Annotated in this window: 18 protein-coding genes; 10 read left to right on the top strand and 8 right to left on the bottom strand. The window is 43.6% G+C overall.

Annotated features, from left to right (window positions below):
* Positions 1 to 1,281 (bottom strand): MATE family efflux transporter, encoded by a 1,281-nt coding sequence (locus ACMXYR_RS10480; RefSeq protein WP_415901516.1) that lies wholly within the window; start codon positions 1,279 to 1,281, stop codon positions 1 to 3.
* A 518-nt stretch (positions 1,282 to 1,799) separates the two neighbouring features.
* Here ACMXYR_RS10480 and ACMXYR_RS10475 point away from each other — a divergent pair.
* A complete protein-coding gene (locus ACMXYR_RS10475) occupies positions 1,800 to 2,003 on the top strand; it encodes a cold-shock protein (RefSeq protein WP_415884078.1) in 204 nt (67 codons plus the stop codon).
* An 89-nt stretch (positions 2,004 to 2,092) separates the two neighbouring features.
* On the opposite strand, the gene ACMXYR_RS10470 is transcribed toward ACMXYR_RS10475, so the two are convergent.
* Positions 2,093 to 2,272, bottom strand: coding sequence for a Fe-S-cluster oxidoreductase (locus ACMXYR_RS10470; protein WP_415901515.1), 180 nt, complete (start codon positions 2,270 to 2,272; stop codon positions 2,093 to 2,095).
* A 167-nt stretch (positions 2,273 to 2,439) separates the two neighbouring features.
* The gene (mqo, locus tag ACMXYR_RS10465) at positions 2,440 to 3,981 is read right to left on the bottom strand and encodes a malate dehydrogenase (quinone) (RefSeq protein ID WP_415901514.1); all 1,542 of its coding nucleotides are present in this window, start codon (positions 3,979 to 3,981) and stop codon (positions 2,440 to 2,442) included.
* A gap of 434 nt (positions 3,982 to 4,415) precedes the next feature.
* Between mqo and ACMXYR_RS10460 the strand changes: the two genes are divergently transcribed.
* Entirely contained in the window at positions 4,416 to 4,817 is a 402-nt protein-coding gene (locus ACMXYR_RS10460) for an SMI1/KNR4 family protein (RefSeq protein ID WP_415884081.1), read from the top strand.
* A gap of 3 nt (positions 4,818 to 4,820) precedes the next feature.
* A complete protein-coding gene (locus tag ACMXYR_RS10455; protein ID WP_415901513.1) occupies positions 4,821 to 5,234 on the top strand; it encodes a hypothetical protein in 414 nt (137 codons plus the stop codon).
* 73 nt (positions 5,235 to 5,307) lie between these two features.
* On the opposite strand, the gene ACMXYR_RS10450 is transcribed toward ACMXYR_RS10455, so the two are convergent.
* Positions 5,308 to 7,068, bottom strand: coding sequence for a PHA/PHB synthase family protein (locus tag ACMXYR_RS10450; protein ID WP_415901512.1), 1,761 nt, complete (start codon positions 7,066 to 7,068; stop codon positions 5,308 to 5,310).
* Positions 7,069 to 7,994: 926 nt separating this feature from the next.
* Here ACMXYR_RS10450 and ACMXYR_RS10445 point away from each other — a divergent pair.
* Complete coding sequence (locus tag ACMXYR_RS10445; RefSeq protein ID WP_415901511.1) at positions 7,995 to 8,243, top strand: glutaredoxin family protein; 249 nt, start codon at positions 7,995 to 7,997, stop codon at positions 8,241 to 8,243.
* On the opposite strand, the gene ACMXYR_RS10440 is transcribed toward ACMXYR_RS10445, so the two are convergent.
* Positions 8,236 to 9,033 carry a TatD family hydrolase gene (locus ACMXYR_RS10440; protein WP_415901510.1) on the bottom strand — a complete coding sequence of 266 codons (798 nt, stop codon included), beginning with the start codon at positions 9,031 to 9,033 and terminating at the stop codon, positions 8,236 to 8,238. The two genes, ACMXYR_RS10445 and ACMXYR_RS10440, sit on opposite strands and share 8 nt — an antisense overlap.
* 25 nt (positions 9,034 to 9,058) lie before the next feature.
* Positions 9,059 to 11,020 (bottom strand): transglycosylase SLT domain-containing protein, encoded by a 1,962-nt coding sequence (locus tag ACMXYR_RS10435; RefSeq protein WP_415901509.1) that lies wholly within the window; start codon positions 11,018 to 11,020, stop codon positions 9,059 to 9,061.
* A gap of 147 nt (positions 11,021 to 11,167) precedes the next feature.
* Between ACMXYR_RS10435 and ACMXYR_RS10430 the strand changes: the two genes are divergently transcribed.
* Positions 11,168 to 13,060 carry an ATP-binding cassette domain-containing protein gene (locus ACMXYR_RS10430; RefSeq protein ID WP_415901508.1) on the top strand — a complete coding sequence of 631 codons (1,893 nt, stop codon included), beginning with the start codon at positions 11,168 to 11,170 and terminating at the stop codon, positions 13,058 to 13,060.
* A 7-nt stretch (positions 13,061 to 13,067) separates the two neighbouring features.
* Here the strand turns inward: ACMXYR_RS10430 and ACMXYR_RS10425 are convergent, their stop codons facing one another.
* Positions 13,068 to 13,508, bottom strand: a complete 441-nt coding sequence (locus ACMXYR_RS10425) for a universal stress protein (RefSeq protein ID WP_415901507.1) — start codon at positions 13,506 to 13,508, stop codon at positions 13,068 to 13,070.
* Positions 13,509 to 13,735: 227 nt separating this feature from the next.
* Here ACMXYR_RS10425 and ACMXYR_RS10420 point away from each other — a divergent pair, with 227 nt between their 5' ends.
* Positions 13,736 to 14,254, top strand: a complete 519-nt coding sequence (locus ACMXYR_RS10420; protein WP_415901506.1) for a hypothetical protein — start codon at positions 13,736 to 13,738, stop codon at positions 14,252 to 14,254.
* Complete coding sequence (locus ACMXYR_RS10415; protein WP_415901505.1) at positions 14,254 to 14,478, top strand: DUF1653 domain-containing protein; 225 nt, start codon at positions 14,254 to 14,256, stop codon at positions 14,476 to 14,478. The genes ACMXYR_RS10420 and ACMXYR_RS10415 overlap by 1 nt, the downstream gene beginning before the upstream one ends.
* Here ACMXYR_RS10415 and ACMXYR_RS10410 read toward each other — a convergent pair.
* Positions 14,475 to 15,179 carry a DNA topoisomerase I gene (locus ACMXYR_RS10410; RefSeq protein WP_415901504.1) on the bottom strand — a complete coding sequence of 235 codons (705 nt, stop codon included), beginning with the start codon at positions 15,177 to 15,179 and terminating at the stop codon, positions 14,475 to 14,477. The genes ACMXYR_RS10415 and ACMXYR_RS10410 overlap by 4 nt on opposite strands.
* Positions 15,180 to 15,456: 277 nt before the next feature.
* Here ACMXYR_RS10410 and topA point away from each other — a divergent pair, with 277 nt between their 5' ends.
* From topA to ACMXYR_RS10395, 3 genes are read left to right on the top strand one after another with little or no spacing between them, the layout of a single operon-like run.
* Positions 15,457 to 18,096 carry a type I DNA topoisomerase gene (topA, locus tag ACMXYR_RS10405; RefSeq protein ID WP_415901503.1) on the top strand — a complete coding sequence of 880 codons (2,640 nt, stop codon included), beginning with the start codon at positions 15,457 to 15,459 and terminating at the stop codon, positions 18,094 to 18,096.
* A gap of 11 nt (positions 18,097 to 18,107) precedes the next feature.
* Positions 18,108 to 18,632: a DUF6586 family protein gene (locus ACMXYR_RS10400; RefSeq protein WP_415901502.1), complete on the top strand. Its 525-nt coding sequence runs from the start codon at positions 18,108 to 18,110 to the stop codon at positions 18,630 to 18,632.
* A 5-nt stretch (positions 18,633 to 18,637) separates the two neighbouring features.
* On the top strand, positions 18,638 to 18,892 hold the full coding sequence (locus ACMXYR_RS10395; protein WP_415890854.1) for a hypothetical protein: 255 nt from the start codon (positions 18,638 to 18,640) through the stop codon (positions 18,890 to 18,892).
* Positions 18,893 to 18,964 lie beyond the last annotated feature (72 nt).

Raw genomic sequence — 18,964 nt, 5'->3', positions numbered from 1 at the left:
TTAATGATATTGGGCTTGGCTGAGCACTTGGTTGCTTTTCCAGTGTAATCGAGTAATTAACAGTATAGCGCCAATGGTTAAGCCAATAAGTAAACCAATCCAGAACCCTTTAGGACCCATCGCTTCAGTAATCAACTCTGTTTTACCTAAGATATAACCAGAAGGAAGACCAATGAGCCAATAGGCGATAAACACTAGCATAAGTGGAACAACGGTATCTTTGTAGCCCCTAAGAGCTCCTGAGCACGTTATCTGGATGGCATCTGAGAACTGGAAAAGGGCTGCAATAATGATCAATGTACTGGCGATCTCAATAATCTGAACTTCTTGGGTATAAAGCTCGGCAATTGGCGTTGCAAATATTGCCATCAGTGAAGAGCTGAAGATTGCTAAGGTTAAAGTGATAATCAAACCTGTAACAGCACTGAATTTTGCTGCTTCAGGTTTTTGCGCTCCGAGTTGATGACCAACGCGTATGGTGAGTGCTAGGGATATACTTAAAGGCAGCATAAAGATCAGGCCGGTAAAGCTGATCGTGATCTGGTGAGAGGCGATCATTACCTCACCAAAATCTGCCAAAAGCAGGGCAATTACCGAAAACATGCTGACTTCAATTAAAAGGGCGATGCCGATGGGCAGTCCGAGCTTTAAAAAGTTTTTAAGTGCTGATGGTTCAGGTAGGGACCAGCCAGAAAAAGGTTGGATTGCCACAAAGGTTGGAGATTTTGCCAGATAGATGAGCGCGCTGAAGAACATAATCCACATAACAATAGCTGTTGCCCAGCCACACCCAACGCCTCCTAGTTCTGGGAAACCAAATTCGCCATAAATCAGTGCATAGTTAAGTGGGATGTTAAACAAAAGCCCAAGGATGGAGATTTTCATCGCGGGCTGCGTTTTGCCAAAACCTTCAATATAGCTGCGGATAAGTTGATAAAGCAGAAGGGCAGGGAATCCCCAGCTTATGGCTGCTAGGTATTGTGTGGTTAAACTTGCTAGTTCTTCTTCTACACCCATAAAAGCAAGAATTGGATCGCAGTTATGCAGGGTAAAGATCGCGAGTAAGCTTAAAATTGCGACTATGATGACGCCCTGGTGCAGAGTTTCGGAACTCGCTTTTTCTTTATTGGCGCCTACTAAATGAGCAACCATAGGAGTGGTAGCCATTAAAATACCTTGGCTAGCGATGAAGATAGGTAGCCAGATACTCGATCCTAATGCCACTGCTGCTAGATCTGTTGCGCTATAACGTCCGGCCATCAGCGTATCGACAAAGCCCATAGAGGTTTGTGCTACTTGTGCGATCGCTATCGGGAAGCCAAGGCTAAGGATTATTTTAATTTCTTGTAGACGTTTCAGGGGATGATCCTTAGATGCAACTGAAAGAGGTAGAGTTAAGTTGTTAGAGCGCTTCTTGAACCTATGCAGGTTTCAAGTATACCGCGATGAAAGGCAGTTGGATTAATTCTTATAATAAAAATAAAGGACTGAATTACGTTAATAAGGTGCTTAAGTAGCGGATATGACAGTGAATTACTTATCGATTAGTCGAGTCTTAGACTATTGTAGAGTGCTTTTTGGTCAAAAAAACATCAAAAAACACACAAATGGAATTGAATTAACACAAAGCAGCGCTATGATCAGATGATCGGAAAAGACATGGCTGCTTTAATGTTGCGGCAAGGAAACTCTTGGCCTAACTCTTTCAATGCTGTCGGTTTTTTCTATTTAACAGCTTTAAGCAGGAAATCTTTCGTTGCTTCGGCTGATTTTAATTATTCAAAATAGGGTTTTGAAAGATGGCAACAACTGGAACAGTTAAGTGGTTTAACGACGAAAAAGGCTTTGGTTTTATTGAGCAGGAAGGTGGTCCGGACGTATTTGCACATTTCAGTGCAATTCAGGGCGAAGGCTTCAAAAGCTTAGCTGAAGGCCAAAAAGTAGAGTTTACTGTGACTCAAGGTCAAAAAGGCCCACAAGCTGAAAACATCGTTAAAGTTTAAGCTGTTGCTACGGGGTTAAAGTCCCGTCCTGCACATGATAGAAAGGCAAGCCTAGGGCTTGCTTTTTTATTGCCTAAAAGCTGTATCGATTAATGAGTGCTACTTTCCAGAAGGGTCAGAATCTGTAGTGCTTCTTCTCTATTTTGACCGCAAAACTCTTCTTCTGGTGCAAAGTTAGCGCAAGCTTTTGGTCTTAGATCTGTACCAAAAATTTCACATCGATTTTGCTGATCTAAATATTTGCAGCGTTCGCCAGCAGGTTTGTTCAAGCTGGTGATGCTCGGCGCAATGCAGCAGGCACCGCAATTTTCTCTACATTGCATAGTCACGTCAGAAAAAGTTAAAAGGTTATTGTAGCGAAAAGGGTAGATAAATAAAAAAGCCGGTCAGTAGACCGGCTTTGGGATTGACTCTATATCATTATAGTTGTTTTCGACTAGGCTGCTGTGCCTTGATCTTGCAGGCTGCTATCAGCCTGCATTTCAGTCTTTTTTATAGTATCAAGCCCCAGCGTAGATAAGGTGCGCTTACGCACGCTATTTAGTAACGCTGCATCTTGAGTCAGATCCTGACCGTAAGATGGGATCATCGCATGAATTTTGTCTTGCCACTCTTGTGTAGCAAGTTTTTCTGCGAAGCATGTTTCTACAATGTTGATCATCGTCTGGACTGCAGTTGATGCGCCAGGTGAAGCACCTAGAAGGGCAGCAAGTGTACCGTCTTCAGCCGAGATTACTTCGGTACCGAACTCCAGCTTGCCTTTACCGTTCTCATCTTCTTTGATGATCTGCACGCGTTGACCTGCGTAAGAAAGTTCCCAGTCTTCATCTTTCGCATCAGGGAAGAAGTTTCTTAGTGCGTCTACACGAGAGCTGTGAGACTGCATTACTTCACTGATTAGGTACTTAGTAAGGTCCATGTTATTCATACCTACAGAAAGCATCGGCTTGATGTTGCCAAGGTTGATGCTTAGTGGCATGTCGAAGATAGAGCCTTTCTTCAAGAACTTAGTCGTAAATCCAGCGAATGGGCCAAACAGTAGTGCCTGTTCACCGCCGATGACGCGAGTGTCCAAGTGAGGTACAGACATCGGTGGGGCACCGATAGGTGCTGTGCCATAAACTTTAGCTAGGTGTTTCTTAACGATTTCTGGTTTACGGCAAACTAGCCATTGACCACTTACAGGGAAGCCGCCATAACCTTTACCTTCGGAGATGCCCGCTTTTTGTAGAAGTGGTAGCGCGCCACCACCAGCACCAAGGAATACAAACTTAGCGTTGATAACTTCTTTATCGCCAGTTTGGTCATTCTTAAGGGTGACCGTCCAGTTTTTATCTTGGTCTTGCTTCAGGTCTTTTACTGTACGGCTAAGTAGAAGCTCGAAATCATCTTGAGCTTCTAGGAAGTTCACCATGTTGCGTGCAAGCGAACCAAAGTTTACGTCGGAGCCGTAAGCAACACGAGTGGCTGCAACTTTCTCACTTGGATCACGGTTTTCCATGACCAGTGGCATCCACTCTTTCAATACTGCGTGATCTTCGCTGTATTCCATATCCGCAAACTGGTGCGTAGCACTCAATGTTTCATAACGATTGCGAAGGAATTCTACGTTCTTCTCGCCCCATACAAAGCTTTGGTGCGGTACAGGGTTAATAAATTGAGAAGGTTCAGGAAGGGCGTTTTGTTCTACGAGGTATGACCAGAATTGCAAGCTAACTTCGAAAGAGGCATTAATCGCGAAAGCTTTAGTGGCATTGATCGTGCCGTCTGGCATTTGTGGCGTGTAGTTCAATTCACAATATGCCGCGTGGCCCGTACCGGCATTGTTCATGCCATCTGTACTTTCATGGGCGACATGATCTAGGCGCTCGATCATGCTTATTTTCAGGGAAGGATCTAGCTGCTTGAGCATGACGCCAAGGGTCGTACTCATAGCTCCCGCGCCGACTAGCAATACGTCTACTGATTTTGTGGTCATAGGAACTTCGCCATTTTAATAATAATAATGGTTTGTGAAGTAGCTACGGGGATGGGGGCTTGTGGCCGCAACAGTTATGACTTTGGTGAGTCAACTGTTATCACCCGAGACTTCTTTGTTCTGCAACACCTAGAACATAATTTTATGACATTTTCTGACGGTTGCAGGATGTTTGGCGCGAATTATACGGATTCTGTCGATAAAGTCTTGGGAAATAAGGCCAAAGGAGTTAGCAATTCGGATTAGATTAATTCTAAAGTATTACATATTTTGGCATAACTACTGTCGTACGAAGTAATGTTTGCGGTCTTTATGTATATGAATATTCTCTAAAGTTATTAAAGGTGGATATATCCGATCTCTTTTATTTACTTCTCCGCTCTGCTCGACTAGTCTGCCTCCGAATCTGAATCGCCTAACACAGGAGCGCCCATATGGAAGATATTATTGAGTTACTACAAGAGCGTAATGTCGAAGTTCCTGTACCTTTAGATCTACCTGATGAAGACGATCTAGTAGAGATCGAAGAGCAGATTCTGATTTCACTCCCGGATGAGTATAAGCACTTCCTGCTTGAAGTAAGTGATATCGTTTGTGGTTCTATTGAGCCGGCGACTGTGGCTGATCCCAGTTCGCACACTTTTTTACCTGAATTAGCTGCTACAGCTTGGGATATAGGTATGCCTCGAGAGTATATCCCGATCTGTGAGCATGCGAATGGCTATTACTGTATTACGCAAGATGCGGCAATCCTGCTTTGGCAACACGGTGATACGATTGAAGACGAGTGGCCATCTATTTGGAACTGGGCCAAAGACGTATGGTTGGAGAGTTAATTAATGAACAGACAAATATTTGAGCAGATTGAAGCTTTTGCTGAGTCGATGATGAAAGCGGCTGAGACGGATAACGAAAAAGAGTTTTATTCCGTTTATGCTGAATTGGAAGCTTTAGCTGAGCAGTATAAAGGCAAGAAGAACGATCACCCTGTGTTTTGGGAAACACTAGCTGACTTCTCAGAAGAAAACCAAGATGCGATCAAACTCTATCAGAAAGCTTATCAATTGGCCGATAACTTAAAAGAGACAGAGTATAAGGCTTCAATTCAATACTCTTTAGCTCAGCGTCTATTTGAAGAAGGCCAGAGTGAGGCTTCGCTTGAGGCTTTGGCTAAAGCGGAGAAGTTTGCGGGCTTTACGGAAGATCAGGAACTTCAAGAAGATATTCAGCAGTTACGATCTGAGATCGAATAGAGGCTGCTATTTAATTACGGCCTCAAACAAAAAAAACGGAGCAGATGCTCCGTTTTTTTATTTCTATTTAAGCTTAGTCGATACGTACTGCTACATAACGACCTGGTGCTGCTTCGATAACGCCATGCTCTTCGTTACCTGGTGTAGTTGGAGCCGCAACTTTCTTACCTGCACGACGCTTCAACCACTCAGCCCAGTGAGGCCACCATGAACCTTCCTGACGCTCAGCCGATTCTAACCAGCTATCTGCACCGTTACCTAGTTCACCGTTTATCCAGTAGTTACGACGGTTCTTAGAAGCTGGGTTGATAACACCTGCAACGTGACCACTTGCGCCTAGAACGAACTCGTTTTTGCCTTTTAGTAGTTCAGTACCTTCGAAAGTACCTTTCCATGGAGCAATGTGATCTTCGATTGTAGATAGGAAGTAGCAAGGGATCTTGATCTTACCTAGATCGATTTTCTCACCGCAGATAGTTAACTGGTCTTTCTTAGTTAGACCGTTTTCCATGTACATGTTGTTGATGTAGTACGTGTACATGCCTGCTGGTAGGTTAGTAGAGTCACTGTTCCAGTACAGAATATCGAACGGAGGAGGTGTCTGACCTTTAAGGTAGTTGTTAACAACGTAAGACCAGATTAAATCGTTTGAACGCAGCATGTTGAAAGATGTAGCAAGTTCACGACCACTTAGGTAGCCCTGATTATTTACTTTGTCTTCCAGCTTCTTAATCTGCTGTTCGTCAATGAATACACATAGATCACCAGGATCAGTGAAGTCTAGAAGCGTAGTGAAGAACGTTGCAGAAGCGATAGACGTATCTTTGCGCGCTGCCATTACCGCTAGAGCAGTTGTTAGTAGAGTACCGCCTACACACCATGCTACTGCGTTAACTTTATCGCTCTTAGTAATGTCTTGAACTACTTGGGTCGCTTTTAGGATGCCTTTTTCTACGTAGTCATCCCAAGTGATATGACCCTGTTCAATTGTTGGGTTCAACCAAGAAATAACGAAGGTTGTTTGGCCTTGGTCAACACAGTATTTTACGTAAGAGTTGCTTTCTTGCAGGTCAAGGATGTAGAACTTGTTGATGCAAGGAGGCACGATCATTGTTGGGCGAGCGTATGTCTCTTCAGTCGTCGGTTTGTACTGAATAAGCTGGAACATCTCGTTTTCAAATACAACAGAACCTTTAGTCGTTGCAATGTTCTCACCTAGAACAAATGCAGACTCGTCAGTCATAGAGATGCGGCCTTTTTCAGCATCACCTAGTAGGTTCTTAAGGCCATCAACTAAACTCTGACCTTTAGTTTCCAACGCTTGTTGAAGAACTTCAGGGTTGGTAATCGCAAAGTTAGTTGGAGACATCGCATCGATATATTGCTGCGTGTAGAACTCAAGTTTTTTCTGTTCTTGGTCAGAAAGATTCGCATTAGCTGCCATTTCCTGAAGAAGCTTAGAGCTTAGTAGGTAAGACTGCTTGATGTAATCGAAAACTGGGTTCTGAGACCATTCTTCTGCTTGGAAGCGACGGTCGCCACGTGCTGGCTGTGCAACAGATTCGCTGCTTTTGCCTGTTAGCAGGTTAGTCCACAGGCTCATTTGACTCTGCTGATAGTCAGTAATTGCACGGATCCAAACGGTAGGGTCTTCCCAAGAGCGGTTAGCTAACTCTGTCCAGGATTGCGTGAACTTAGTGAAAATATCATCACAGCCAGAAGCTGAGAACATCTCCAATACTTTCTGGGTTTCGGTGTTCAGGTAGTCAATAAACTCCTGAGGGTTGGAAAGTAGGTTGCTATTGTTGTCCATTGGGTCGCCTTTCTTTGTCATATCCGTCCTTCCATCTTGCCTGCTTCACATATTCTTAACGAGTATGGAATAGTGGAAATACAAGTTTTACGGTTTAGTTCACAATATCGCAACTTTTAATTGCGTTTTCGTGAATATATATGTCCAGCATATTCTTGTGCGGTGCAATGTATCAAGGTATTCCTTGGTCGATCACACTAAGGTGTTACGGCCTTGGTTCAATAAATGTCATACTGATTGTAGGTAAAACACTCGTTTTATGTGGTGATTTTAATTGCTCGTCAGGTTTCGTTCGTCAATCATACTCTCAATATGTTGCAGAATTTTATAACTCTATTCTTCTGTATTTTGCATCTGCTTTATGGTCCCTTCATGGATTGATTTGTCTTTCTTTAAATCCGGAGTTTGGTAATAAAGCGCTTTTAAAACAGAATGATGCACTGCTGCATAGGGAATATTTATTAACTTTTAACCTTGAATATGTTTCAAGGGCTTTAAGACCCGCGCCTTTCTAGTACCACTTGCCTAATCAGCAATCTGTAGGACTGACACTCACACAATTTAACTCTTCTGTGCGATCTTTGATGTCATCTAGCTCAATATAGACATTTTGTTTAAAAAGGACGTGGTCGGCTTTCCTAGGAGCCAAAAGACCAGCCTTCGGCGTATGTTATATAACGTTGAGAGTCTTAAGTGGCTAAGCCTATTTGGGCAAATTGCTCTATGGCTTATTTAACTTGACCATGATAAATCCATCAGTGTTGGTTTTTTTGCATGATCAATTCATTATTGTTTAAACGTACGTCGTTGTTTTTCGGTATTATCTGGTTTTCATTCGCTATATAAATTGACTGTGGACTATAGCATGCAGATTGTAGGCATTCTGTGATCTAGCTCAGGTCTCCGGTCGAACGGTCTGAAATAAAAAGTTAGCAAGGGTAAATAGAGTGAGAGAACTGGAATTGATGGGAACGGTAGGTTGTCATCTTTGTGAAGTGGCAGAGCAGTTGATAGCGTCTTCTGTGGATATGCAGGAGTATGCTATCTATCAGGTCGACATTGCAGATGACGATGACTTGGTTGAACGTTATGGTATGAAAATTCCAGTTTTGTTGGATTTAGAGAGTAGAGAGGAGTTGGAGTGGCCTTTTGATCAATCCAAACTCCTAGAATTTCTTCAGCGTGTGTCTAATTGAGTCCAAAGAATTCGCATGTAGTTTGATAAATATCTTGCTGTAGCTGATCTAACTCTACGTCTCTTAGTTCAGCAACTTTTGTCGCTATGTGCGGCAGATAGATTGGAAGGTTGCGGCGAGATTTTGGTTTCGGTTTTATATCTCGTGGAAGAAGGTAAGGAGCATCCGTTTCAAGCATCAAACGATTGGAAGGAATGTCTTTGACCAGCTTTTGTAGATCTAATCCACGTCTTTCATCACAGATCCAACCTGTAATGCCAATGTGCATATCCAGATCTAGATAGTTATACAGCTCTTCTTTGCTGCCGGTGAAGCAATGCGCTACGGCTTTGGGAATGTGGTCTCGGAAGCTGTAAAGCATGTCCAGTTGTTTTTTATGGGCGTCTCGCTCATGTAAAAACAGAGGCTGTTGGTGTGTGCATGCGATTTCGAGTTGCTTTTCAAAAGCATTGATTTGCTGTTCCGGTGTAGAAAAATTTCGATTGAAGTCTAACCCCATCTCGCCCGCTGCGACGACACAGTCTTCTTTTAATAACGCGTTGAACTCTTGCAGTTGATTAGCTGTGTGATCTTTGGCGTAGTGGGGATGAATTCCCGCTGTGCAGTAGAGATGTTCAGGAAATTTTTGGCATAACTCGATAGCTTGTAAGCTCTCATCGAGTGTTGTGCCTGTAATGATTAGACGTTCAATACCCTGTTCTAATGCTTGCTGGATTACATCTTCCCTGTCTTTATCAAAACTACTGTCAGTAAGGTTAACGCCAATATCAATCCAGCAAGGATTAGTCATACAGATATCTTCTTTTACTATTTGTTTATAAAGCGGTTTTCTTGCTTTGGTTAACGGCTAACAAGGCGATTTGCTTATCGTTAAGTAAGCTGGCCTGCCGACCTTCTAAGCGATCATAAATGACGCGGAATGCTAATACACTTTGAACATATTTGCGCGTTTCTTTAAACGGAATAGTTTCAATCCAGATGTCTAAAGGTAGATCGCCACGTTGTTTAAGCCACTTAGTTACACGGTGAGGGCCTGCATTATAGGCCGCTGCTGCATGGGCGGGGTTGTTATCGAATTTTTTTAGCATATCACCTAAGTAAGCAGAACCAAGAGATATATTAATCTCAGGTTTATCTAACTCTGCATTTTTCTTATACGGAACTTTATGCTTTTTGGCCGTAAGTTTGGCTGTTTGGGGCATTAACTGCATTAAGCCACGGGCGCCGACACGGGACGTGGCGTTGTACAGGAATGCACTTTCCTGGCGAGCTATAGCAACTGGGAAACTTAGATCGAGGTCGTTCTTAACCGCATGCTCTTTAAATAGTTTCGCATGAGGGTAAGGGAAGCGAAGATCTATATGATCCCAACGCTCAGTTTTCGCTGCATTGATAATCGCTTGTAGGTGCCAACCCCAAGAATTTGCTAGATAACCAGCAAGGTTCTTTTGCTGATCATCCATCTGAGAAAGGGCGAGATTCCATTCTCGATTAGCTTCGGTTAAACGGCCTAGTTTAAACAACTCACCTGCGCGAGCCGCAGCGGGTAGCTCGGCTAATTCATCTAATTGCTCTTGGGTCACGGCATCTGATTTAGCATTAAGCTGGAAAGAGCTTTGATTTAACTCTGCTGCCAAGAAACCGTAAAAGCTTCGGTCTTTTGCAACTTCGGCGATTTTATCTTTCTGATCAGTCTCGGGCTTTAGATGCCTTTCAGCAATGAGAGACCAGTATTGCCATTTAGAATCTTTTTTCTCTTCTTCATTAAGGTGGCTAATTGCTTCGACTACAGTGTTCCAATCTTGCTTAGCCAGAGCATTTCGAATGCGTCGCTCGGTCAGTTCTTCGATGCGGAATTCAGGGTCGAGCAGCTTACTTAATTTGATCGCTTGGCTATGATATTTCCAATTAAGGCGCTCACCCATGTACAGGCTAACTTTATCTTGATCAATCTGCGACATCAGTTTACCGCGCTTATTAATCCAAGTTTCTGTAGCGGTAATCGGTTGCTTTCGATACCAGCGTTTATAGGCGATAGCTGCGGTAATAGGGCGTTGTGCTTTATCAATTTTGTTTAAAGATGAACCACTAACGAGTTCTGGAGAGTTGTACACTTTCCAGAAAAGCTCAGCTTGTTGTTTCTGTTTTTTATCTTTGATCTTTTTGGTTAGGTAGCGAGCGAGTTTGATCTCATTTTGCTCGACACTCATCCAGAAGCGTTGGAACGCTTCGTTGGATGTTGGGCGGCCTGTTGCCATCCAAGCTTTAAATAAAGGATCACACGCTTTGGGTTGTGATTTACCTATCATCCAAAGTTCGCGGGCTTTCTTGAGAGCCGCCTTTTTCTGTTTGGAATTACCATTTAGCAGCGCTGTGTTTTGGTGGCACTGATAGCGAACGCTGGATACAGGGTGATTACTAAAATGCTTGCGGTAGGTAGACCATTTATTATTTTTAGCGAGATGATTTAGCCAAGTACGATTGAGCCGGTTGGCAATTGGTAACTCTGGGTATTTGTCGATAAACGCTGATATGTTTCCAGAATTGGACTTATAAAGTCTCTTTAGTTCGTACTGATAATCCAAATAAGGTGCTAAAGGGTAATCCGCAAGTGCTTTTTGGGCCTTTTTAAAGGATTGCGTTTTGTTCTGTTTTAGATAGGTTTCTGCTTGCAGAAATTGTTCGCGTTGTTGCTCGATAGAAGCATGCGAAAACGGTGCTGTAATGAGTAGCGATAAAGTGAACACACCGGTTGTTGTTTGCCAAAAAGGTTTCATTTCCAAGCCCTATGAATAATCCATTATCATTTTATATGATAGTTTAGCGGCTTAATTAAATAATAATTTACCTGAATGCAGCATTTTCATGCATATCTGTCGAAAATGAGTAGAATAGCGGCCTCAATGAACAAAAGCTGACCTATCATGCCTCTGATTCGACTCGATAAAATATCCATGGCCTTTGGCGCCAAACCTTTATTAGATAACGTTGATTTCCAAATTGATCCCGGTGAACGGGTTGCTTTGGTAGGCATGAATGGTGCTGGTAAATCAACACTTTTAAAACTGGTGGCAGGTCATCACAAAGCTGACGGCGGTGAGCTTTGGGTGTCGCCAACTTGTCGAATTGCGGAACTTCCACAAGCCATGCCAGCGGCAGATGAACGCTTGGTGCGTGATGTTGTAACTGAGGGTTTAGGTGATATTCAGAAGCTACGTCAGGATTATGATGAGCTTGCTGCATCAGAAAATGCAGATATGAAGGCGCTGGATAAGCTTCAGCATCAAATAGAAGCGGTTGACGGTTGGCACTTAGAACAGCGTGTTCAGCGTGTGATTGAGCAGTTGGATCTTCCGGGTGATAAGTTGATGTCAGAGCTGTCAGGTGGATGGCGTCGTCGCACCGCCTTAGGTGCCGCGTTAGTTCAGAATCCAGACCTTCTGTTACTCGATGAGCCTACCAACCATTTAGATATCGAGACTATCGAATGGCTAGAGCAGCAGCTGCTTGAATTTAAAGGTGGCTTGTTGATTATCTCTCACGATAGGGCGTTGGTTGATCGTTTGGCGACTCGTATAGTAGAGCTTGATCGTGGTGTGCTGTCATCGTTCCCTGGTAGCTATTCTGCTTATATGGATCTAAAGCAGAAGATGCTTGAAGACGAAGAGAAGCAGAATGCGCTATTCGATAAGCGTCTGGCTCAAGAAGAAACTTGGATTCGTCAAGGAATTAAAGCACGTCGAACTCGTAATGAAGGACGTGTTCGTGCCCTTAAAAAAATGCGTAACGAACGAGCTGATCGACGTGAACGCGGTGGCAAGGCTAAGTTCTCACTAGAGGAGGCAGCTCGCAGTGGCAAGTTGGTTGCAGAGCTTAAAGGTGTGTCATTAGGCTATGCTGGCAACCCATTGTTTAGTAACTTTGATTTTGTCTTGCAGCGCGGTGATCGCATCGGTCTTATTGGGCCAAATGGTGCCGGCAAGAGTAGTTTGTTGAGCGTGCTTCTTGGTAAGCAGTCTCCTGATCAAGGTGAAGTAAAGCTCGGTACGAATTTGAAAATTGCTTACTTTGACCAGTTACGTGCTCAAGTTGATCCAGAAAAAACAGTGATGGATAACATCGCTGAAGGTCGAGAGAGTATCAGTATCAATGGCCGAGACCGTCATCTGATAAGCTACTTGAATGACTTTATGTTTGCGCCTGAAAGAGCGCGAACGCCTGTAAAAGCGTTATCTGGTGGTGAGACAAACAGGGTTTTGTTAGCTAAGCTCTTTAGTCAACCTGCAAACCTGTTAGTGCTGGATGAGCCGACCAACGATCTGGATATTGAAACACTCGAATTACTTGAAGAGATCATTCTAGATTTTGATGGCACAATTCTCCTTGTAAGCCATGACCGTTCATTCTTGGATAATGTGGTAACAAGTACCTTGGTGTTTGAAGGTAATGGCCAATTGAATGAATATGTAGGTGGCTATCAAGATTGGTTAAGGCAGCGCCCAGAGCCTGTCAAAGAAGAGCCTAAGCAACCTAAAGCTGAAAAGCCTCAAGCTAAAGAGGCTGCGTCTTCTCAGCCAGCGAAAAAGAAAAAGCTAAGTTATAAGTTGCAGCGTGAATTAGATGAGCTCCCTGCTCAATTAGAGCAAGCTGAAACTACGTTGGAAGTGTTGCAAACAGAAACAGCTGCGCCAGATTTTTATCAGCAGGATCATGAATTCGTTAGTCAGAAACTCAGTGAGTTACAGGAACAGGAATCATTTGTGGAGCAGCTGATGGATCGTTGGGTTGAGCTGGAAGCGATGCAGGAAGGGGAGTAACCCCTTCCTAGTCTTTATCCTGAATTCTTACTGCTAACACATCACACTTAGCGCCATGTAGTACGCCGTTTGCGGTTGAGCCGAGTAGAAGGGCAATACCGTGGCGGCCATGGCTACCTACAATAACCAGATCTATCTCATAATCGTCGGCAAGTCTGTGGATTTCTGATTCTGTTTGACCTGTTACCACTAACTGTTCTGTAATTGGATAATCTAAAGAATCACAATAGCGCTTAAGTTTCTGATGAGCGTGTTTATCTAGTTGTTCCTGGATTGACGTTAGATCCATCGGAACATCGCCGCCATAGGCAAAGCTGAGAGGCTCTATAACGTGAACGGCATAGAGTTGTGCGCCGTTCGCTTTTGCAAGTTCATAGGCTTTACTTTTTAGCTGCTCAGATTCGTTTGAGAGGTCTAATGCTAAAAGTATCTTGGAATAAGTTCCCATAACTGCATCTCCACTAGCAAAATGTTTAAGGCTGTTGAGAGTGACTTACAAACTCTTTTAACAGATTAGCATAGAGCGTTGTAGTGCGTACTCTGGTAAAATCGCGCCAACTGATTTCTATCAATAATTTAATAGGTTGTGCGCATTTCTTTGAGTTTTGCGCTGGTGGTGTACGATCTATTATTTAATGTTTCCGCGCGTACGGTAATTGGGCTGAGGGTTTAGTAATGGAATGGATGATAATCGTCCTGATAATGATGTCTTTGTTAGGCTCGATGATGTGGGTTATGCCTACTAAAAAGCAAAAATACCAAGCATCTCTTAGGCTTAAAGCAAAAGCGTTAGGCTTCCAAATCCAACTCGAAAAGATGAAACCACCTAGAGCGCAGGGCGAAATGGAACCAGACGAGCGCAATATGACGGCTTATCGGGTTTTGCGCGAAGGCTTGAGCCGTGAGCAGAAGAATAGCTTCAATACCTGGCAAGTATTCCGAGTCGAGTCCATTGCTAATATTGGTTTGAATGCTGGTTGGTGTTGGGCTCAAGGGGAGCGCACTTTATCAGAGCCGCAATTAGATAAGTTGAATGCACTTTTGGAAGAGCTGCCAAAGGGGGTTTTTTCTTTAGAGTCAACGCCAGCTTATGTCGGTGTTCATTGGGATGAGGCAGGAAACAGTGATAACGGCGAAGAGATTATGGAATCCCTTTATCAACAGCTTAAAGAATTTAGTAAAGGGGAGTTTTAATGTTACCACCAGTTGAGGTGCCTACAGGTCGTTATCAGCACTATAAAGGACCTGAATATGTCGTTTTAGATGTAGCGCGACATTCTGAAACGGAAGAGTGGCTGGTGGTCTACAAGCTCGGTTACGGCGATGAATCAACGTGGGTTCGCCCGTTAGATATGTTTGTTGAAACGGTCTCTCTAGAAGATGGTTCTGTCGTCCCTCGTTTTAAAAAGATCGATTAAAGAAGGCGATCTAGGGAGTCAGCCAAGGTTCCTTGAGAGCGTGGTTTTCTTGGTTGGATCTCACTAATTAATTTATCTACTGTGTCCAAGCGTGGTTTTTTAACCGAATGCGGGATATTAGCTCGTACCAGTAGAGCTTTTGCATGACGGTAATGAGAAATGGCAGTCATGGAATCTTCGTTCTGTAAAAAACGATTACCTTGGCTTACATGGGCGTCAGCAACCACCGTGATGCGTAACCAATATAGTTCTTGTTTATAGCTTTGGGCTAGGGTGAGAGTAATCTTGCCGCCTCGTGCTAATTGAACTACCAGCTTCTCAGCAAAGTTGATATAGATTTGTGCGCGTTTTAAAGCTTTATCACTATCGAATACGTCAGGAGATGCAAACGCTTTATCCGCAGTATCTTTTTGCTGAGTTAGGGAATTAAATAGTTCTGAGTCTGGTGCCAACATAGCAACTTCCTCAAGAAGAGAGGTTGCATGCTCATTAATCTTTTGAACAATTTCCGGTTTGCAGTCTGCTTCGCGTAGCACAGCAATGGCCTGCAGAATATGCTCTGCCTGTCCTTTAAGCCAAGTAAGACGCTGATCTTTAGCGTCTTCCTGCTGCTCTCGAGTCGTAATTACAAAATTCACAGTAATGGCTACTAGGCCAACCACTGCGATAAGAATTACAAATAAAAGATTATCGTTAAGCATCAGTAATTTCTGGACGATTAAATTATTGTTAATTATGGTGAATATTGTGGCTTGTAAGTGCTGATAGGTAAAGTTCTTGTTGATCCATTGGTCTACTTTTATCGCAATTGCTGCTTGACCATAGCATTCTCAACACTTATATATGCTCCCAAATATTTTTGTTAGTTAAGCGCTAAACTCGAATGTGAGCAGTTTTTGCACAGTAATACCGTGACAAGTTGCAAAAATAGATAGTTCGTCAGCGTTTAACCATTTAGCCCGAGGAAAGAAGGACGCTATGGGAAAATCCCTGGTAATCGTGGAATCACCCGCGAAAGCGAAGACCATTAACAAATATCTGGGTAATCAGTACGTTGTAAAATCCAGTGTGGGTCATATTCGCGACCTGCCAACCAGTGGCAGTACTAAGAAGAGCGATCCGAAAGAACGGGCTCGCCAAGCGGCTCTGACGCGTAAAATGTCGCCTGAACAAAAAGTTATACATAAAAAGAAGAAGGCGCGTGAACAGCTTATTGGACGTATGGGGATCGATCCTGATAAAGGATGGGATCCGCATTACGAGATTCTTCCGGGTAAAGAGAAGGTTGTTGATGAACTTAAACGTCTAGCTAAGAATGCTGACGAAATCTATCTCGCAACCGATTTAGACCGCGAAGGGGAAGCGATCGCATGGCACTTGCGTGAAGCGATTGGCGGTGATGATACGCGTTACCGTCGTGTTGTCTTTAACGAGATCACTAAAAAAGCCATCTCTGAAGCGTTTGAACAGCCTTCAGCGCTAGACATGGACCGCGTTAATGCCCAGCAGGCGCGCCGATTCCTCGATCGTGTTGTAGGCTATATGGTATCTCCGCTACTTTGGGAAAAAGTAGCACGCGGTTTATCTGCAGGCCGAGTTCAGTCGGTGGCCGTTAAGTTGGTCGTAGAGCGTGAAAAAGAGATTCGTGCATTTATCCCTGAAGAATTTTGGGAAGTGCAGGCTGATACGCTAACGAAAGATAAAGTGGCACTGAAATTACAGGTGCATCGAATAAACGGCGAAACTTTCCGTCCCAGCTCAGAAGATGAAACTAAAGCGCATTTAGAGCAGTTGCGTTCGGCTTCATTTGAAGTGATCAGCCGTAAAGATAGACCGACCAGCAGTAAACCTTCAGCTCCATTTATTACATCAACACTGCAGCAGGCTGCGAGTACGCGCCTTGGTTTTGGTGTTAAGAAAACTATGATGATGGCGCAGCGTTTGTACGAAGCAGGTTACATCACCTATATGCGTACAGACTCGACAAACCTAAGTGCTGAAGCCGTTGCGAACTGTCGTGAGTACATTGGTGATCATTTCGGTAGTAAATATTTACCTGAAGCCCCTAACAGCTATAGCAGTAAAGAGGGTGCTCAAGAGGCCCACGAGGCGATTCGTCCGTCTGATGTAAATGTGGAAGCCACTGCGCTTAAAAACATGGACAGAGATGCTGAGCGCTTATACGAGCTTATTCGTCGTCAGTTCTTGGCTTGTCAGATGACTCCAGCGAAATTCCTAAGCACACGTGTAACTGTGTCTGCCGGTGACTTTGAATTAGTTACTAAAGGTCGGATATTACAGTTTGATGGTTACACACGTGTTATGCCAGCTAAGGGCAAAGGTGAAGAAGATATTATCCTGCCAGATGTTCAAGCTGGCGATAATCTAAATTTAGTTGATCTGTTGCCGAAGCAGCATTTTACGAAACCGGCTCCTCGTTTCACTGAAGCAAGCCTTGTTAAAGAACTTGAGAAGCGAGGAATTGGTCGTCCGTCGACCTATGCGGCAATTATTTCTACGATCCAAGATCGTGGCTATGTAGAAGTTCAGAATCGACGTTTCTATGCTCAAAAAATGGGCGATATTGTTACAGAGCGTCTAGGTGAAAACTTCTCTGACCTGATGGATTACAGCTTTACAGCACGTATGGAAGAAAGCCTTGATGATGTGGCTGAAGGCAGTGCTGATTGGAAGGCTCTGTTAGATCAGTTTTATGCTGATTTCTCAATGAAGCTGGAAGAGGCGCAGGATGCTGAGAATGGTATGCGTCCGAATGCTCCTACAGAGACCGATATCTCCTGTCCTGATTGTGGTCGGGATATGATGATTCGTACGGGTAGTACAGGTGTATTCTTAGGTTGTTCTGGCTATAGCTTACCGCCAAAAGAGCGTTGTAAATGTACGATCAACCTAGTCTCCGGTGACGAGGTTGTTAGCGCTGATGGCGATGATGAAGAAGAGTCTCGCATTCTACGTAAGAAGCATCGTTGCAAGTTATGTGGCTCTGCAATGGATTCTTATCTGATTGATGAGAATCGTAAGTTGCATGTATGTGGTAATAATCCTGATTGTTCTGGTTTTGAAGTTGAGAAGGGCGAATACCGTATCAAAGGATATGACGGTCCTGTTCTAGAGTGTGATAAGTGCTCGGCAGAGATGCAGCTGAAAACCGGTCGTTTTGGTAAATACTTCGGTTGTACTGAGTGTAAAAATACTCGTAAGTTGTTGAAAAACGGTGAGCCTGCGCCACCTAAGATGGATCCAGTTCCAATGCCTGAGCTTCAGTGCGAAAAGGTAGAGGATACGTACATCCTGCGTGATGGTGCGTCTGGTTTGTTCTTGGCTGCAAGCCAGTTCCCTAGAAACAGAGAAACTCGTGCTCCGAAGATTGTGGAAATACTGCCGCATCAGTCTGAGATTGATCCTAAATATGAGTTCTTGTTCAGTGCGCCTAAGAATGACTCTGAAGGCAACCTGAGCGTCATTCGCTATAGCAGAAAGACCAAAGAACAGTACGTTATGACCGAGGTCAATGGTAAAGCGACAGGTTGGCGTGCATTCTATCGCGATGGTAAATGGGTCGAAGAAGAGACCCGTAAAAAAGCGAAGAAGAAATAGTCGGGGATTTCATGAGCGGTATATATCAGGCACGCACGAATCAGAAGTTGAGCTTTACACGACTTCATCTAGAACAGCTTAAAAAAGCGCAAGATGACACCAGTTGGAGCAAGCATGCATTGATTGAGTCTTATAACGAATCAGTGTTATTCCACCTGACGTCAGCCTACGATGCTTTTTTACGTGAAATTGCTGAATGGTATAAAGTCGATACGGAAATCTTTCAAGGTTATCGTGCGTTAGCTGCAGAGATGGGTAAGACTGGTGTCGAAAGCCCTGAGTTGAGTCAGTTAAGTAACCTTGAATCCGATGATTCATCTTGGTTGCATAAAATGATGTCTGCTTATGAAGCCTGCTGGCATGGCGCTGATTCTAAACAGGCTGTGACTGAAACTAGCAGTGTTTCTGAAATACATGTGCTGCAGATCAATCCTGATCATGCAGAGGATGGTGAAATCATTACTGAGTATCAAACTTGGTTTGATTCACTGTCTGAATTAGTTAATCGCCTTAGAGAAGGCATGCAAGAGTGGTAAATTAAGTGTCAGGACTAACACCCGAGACTGTGCTTGAAATTATAGAGCTTGATGAAGGCGGTTTAGCAATCCGAAATATGGATAGCGATGAAGAGCCGATGATTAAAGTTAATTTTTCCGATGCGCTTAAAGAACAGTTAAGTGATCAATATCTAGATGTTGCTCGCGTTATGTTAACTGCAGGCATCCAGATGATGGCAGAATCTGGGGTGGGCTTAGAAAAAGAGCCTGAAGAAGAAATTCCACCAACTATCCATTAAGTAATCTCCGATAATGAGTTCCTCTCAGGTAAGTCTTATTATTGGGGGGGATTACTTCGGTTAGGCGCCTTA

The sequence above is a fragment of the Neptuniibacter sp. QD29_5 genome (assembly GCF_047778125.1).
In the GTDB taxonomy this organism is placed as follows: Bacteria; Pseudomonadota; Gammaproteobacteria; order Pseudomonadales; family Balneatricaceae; genus Neptuniibacter.
Note: the sequence above shows the minus strand (reverse complement) of the source record. Positions and strands in the feature narration are given on the sequence as shown.

Bases quoted from the DNA above. Each gene is read 5' to 3' on its own strand.
- ACMXYR_RS10480 (WP_415901516.1), bottom strand. From the start codon at position 1,281: ATGGGCTTTGTCGATACGCTGATGGCCGGACGTTATAGCGCAACAGAT.
- ACMXYR_RS10475 (WP_415884078.1), top strand. From the start codon at position 1,800: ATGGCAACAACTGGAACAGTTAAGTGGTTTAACGACGAAAAAGGCTTT.
- mqo (WP_415901514.1), bottom strand. From the start codon at position 3,981: ATGACCACAAAATCAGTAGACGTATTGCTAGTCGGCGCGGGAGCTATG.
- ACMXYR_RS10460 (WP_415884081.1), top strand. From the start codon at position 4,416: ATGGAAGATATTATTGAGTTACTACAAGAGCGTAATGTCGAAGTTCCT.
- ACMXYR_RS10455 (WP_415901513.1), top strand. From the start codon at position 4,821: ATGAACAGACAAATATTTGAGCAGATTGAAGCTTTTGCTGAGTCGATG.
- ACMXYR_RS10450 (WP_415901512.1), bottom strand. From the start codon at position 7,068: ATGACAAAGAAAGGCGACCCAATGGACAACAATAGCAACCTACTTTCC.
- ACMXYR_RS10440 (WP_415901510.1), bottom strand. From the start codon at position 9,033: ATGACTAATCCTTGCTGGATTGATATTGGCGTTAACCTTACTGACAGT.
- ACMXYR_RS10435 (WP_415901509.1), bottom strand. From the start codon at position 11,020: ATGAAACCTTTTTGGCAAACAACAACCGGTGTGTTCACTTTATCGCTA.
- ACMXYR_RS10430 (WP_415901508.1), top strand. From the start codon at position 11,168: ATGCCTCTGATTCGACTCGATAAAATATCCATGGCCTTTGGCGCCAAA.
- ACMXYR_RS10425 (WP_415901507.1), bottom strand. From the start codon at position 13,508: ATGGGAACTTATTCCAAGATACTTTTAGCATTAGACCTCTCAAACGAA.
- ACMXYR_RS10420 (WP_415901506.1), top strand. From the start codon at position 13,736: ATGGAATGGATGATAATCGTCCTGATAATGATGTCTTTGTTAGGCTCG.
- ACMXYR_RS10415 (WP_415901505.1), top strand. From the start codon at position 14,254: ATGTTACCACCAGTTGAGGTGCCTACAGGTCGTTATCAGCACTATAAA.
- ACMXYR_RS10410 (WP_415901504.1), bottom strand. From the start codon at position 15,179: ATGCTTAACGATAATCTTTTATTTGTAATTCTTATCGCAGTGGTTGGC.
- topA (WP_415901503.1), top strand. From the start codon at position 15,457: ATGGGAAAATCCCTGGTAATCGTGGAATCACCCGCGAAAGCGAAGACC.
- ACMXYR_RS10400 (WP_415901502.1), top strand. From the start codon at position 18,108: ATGAGCGGTATATATCAGGCACGCACGAATCAGAAGTTGAGCTTTACA.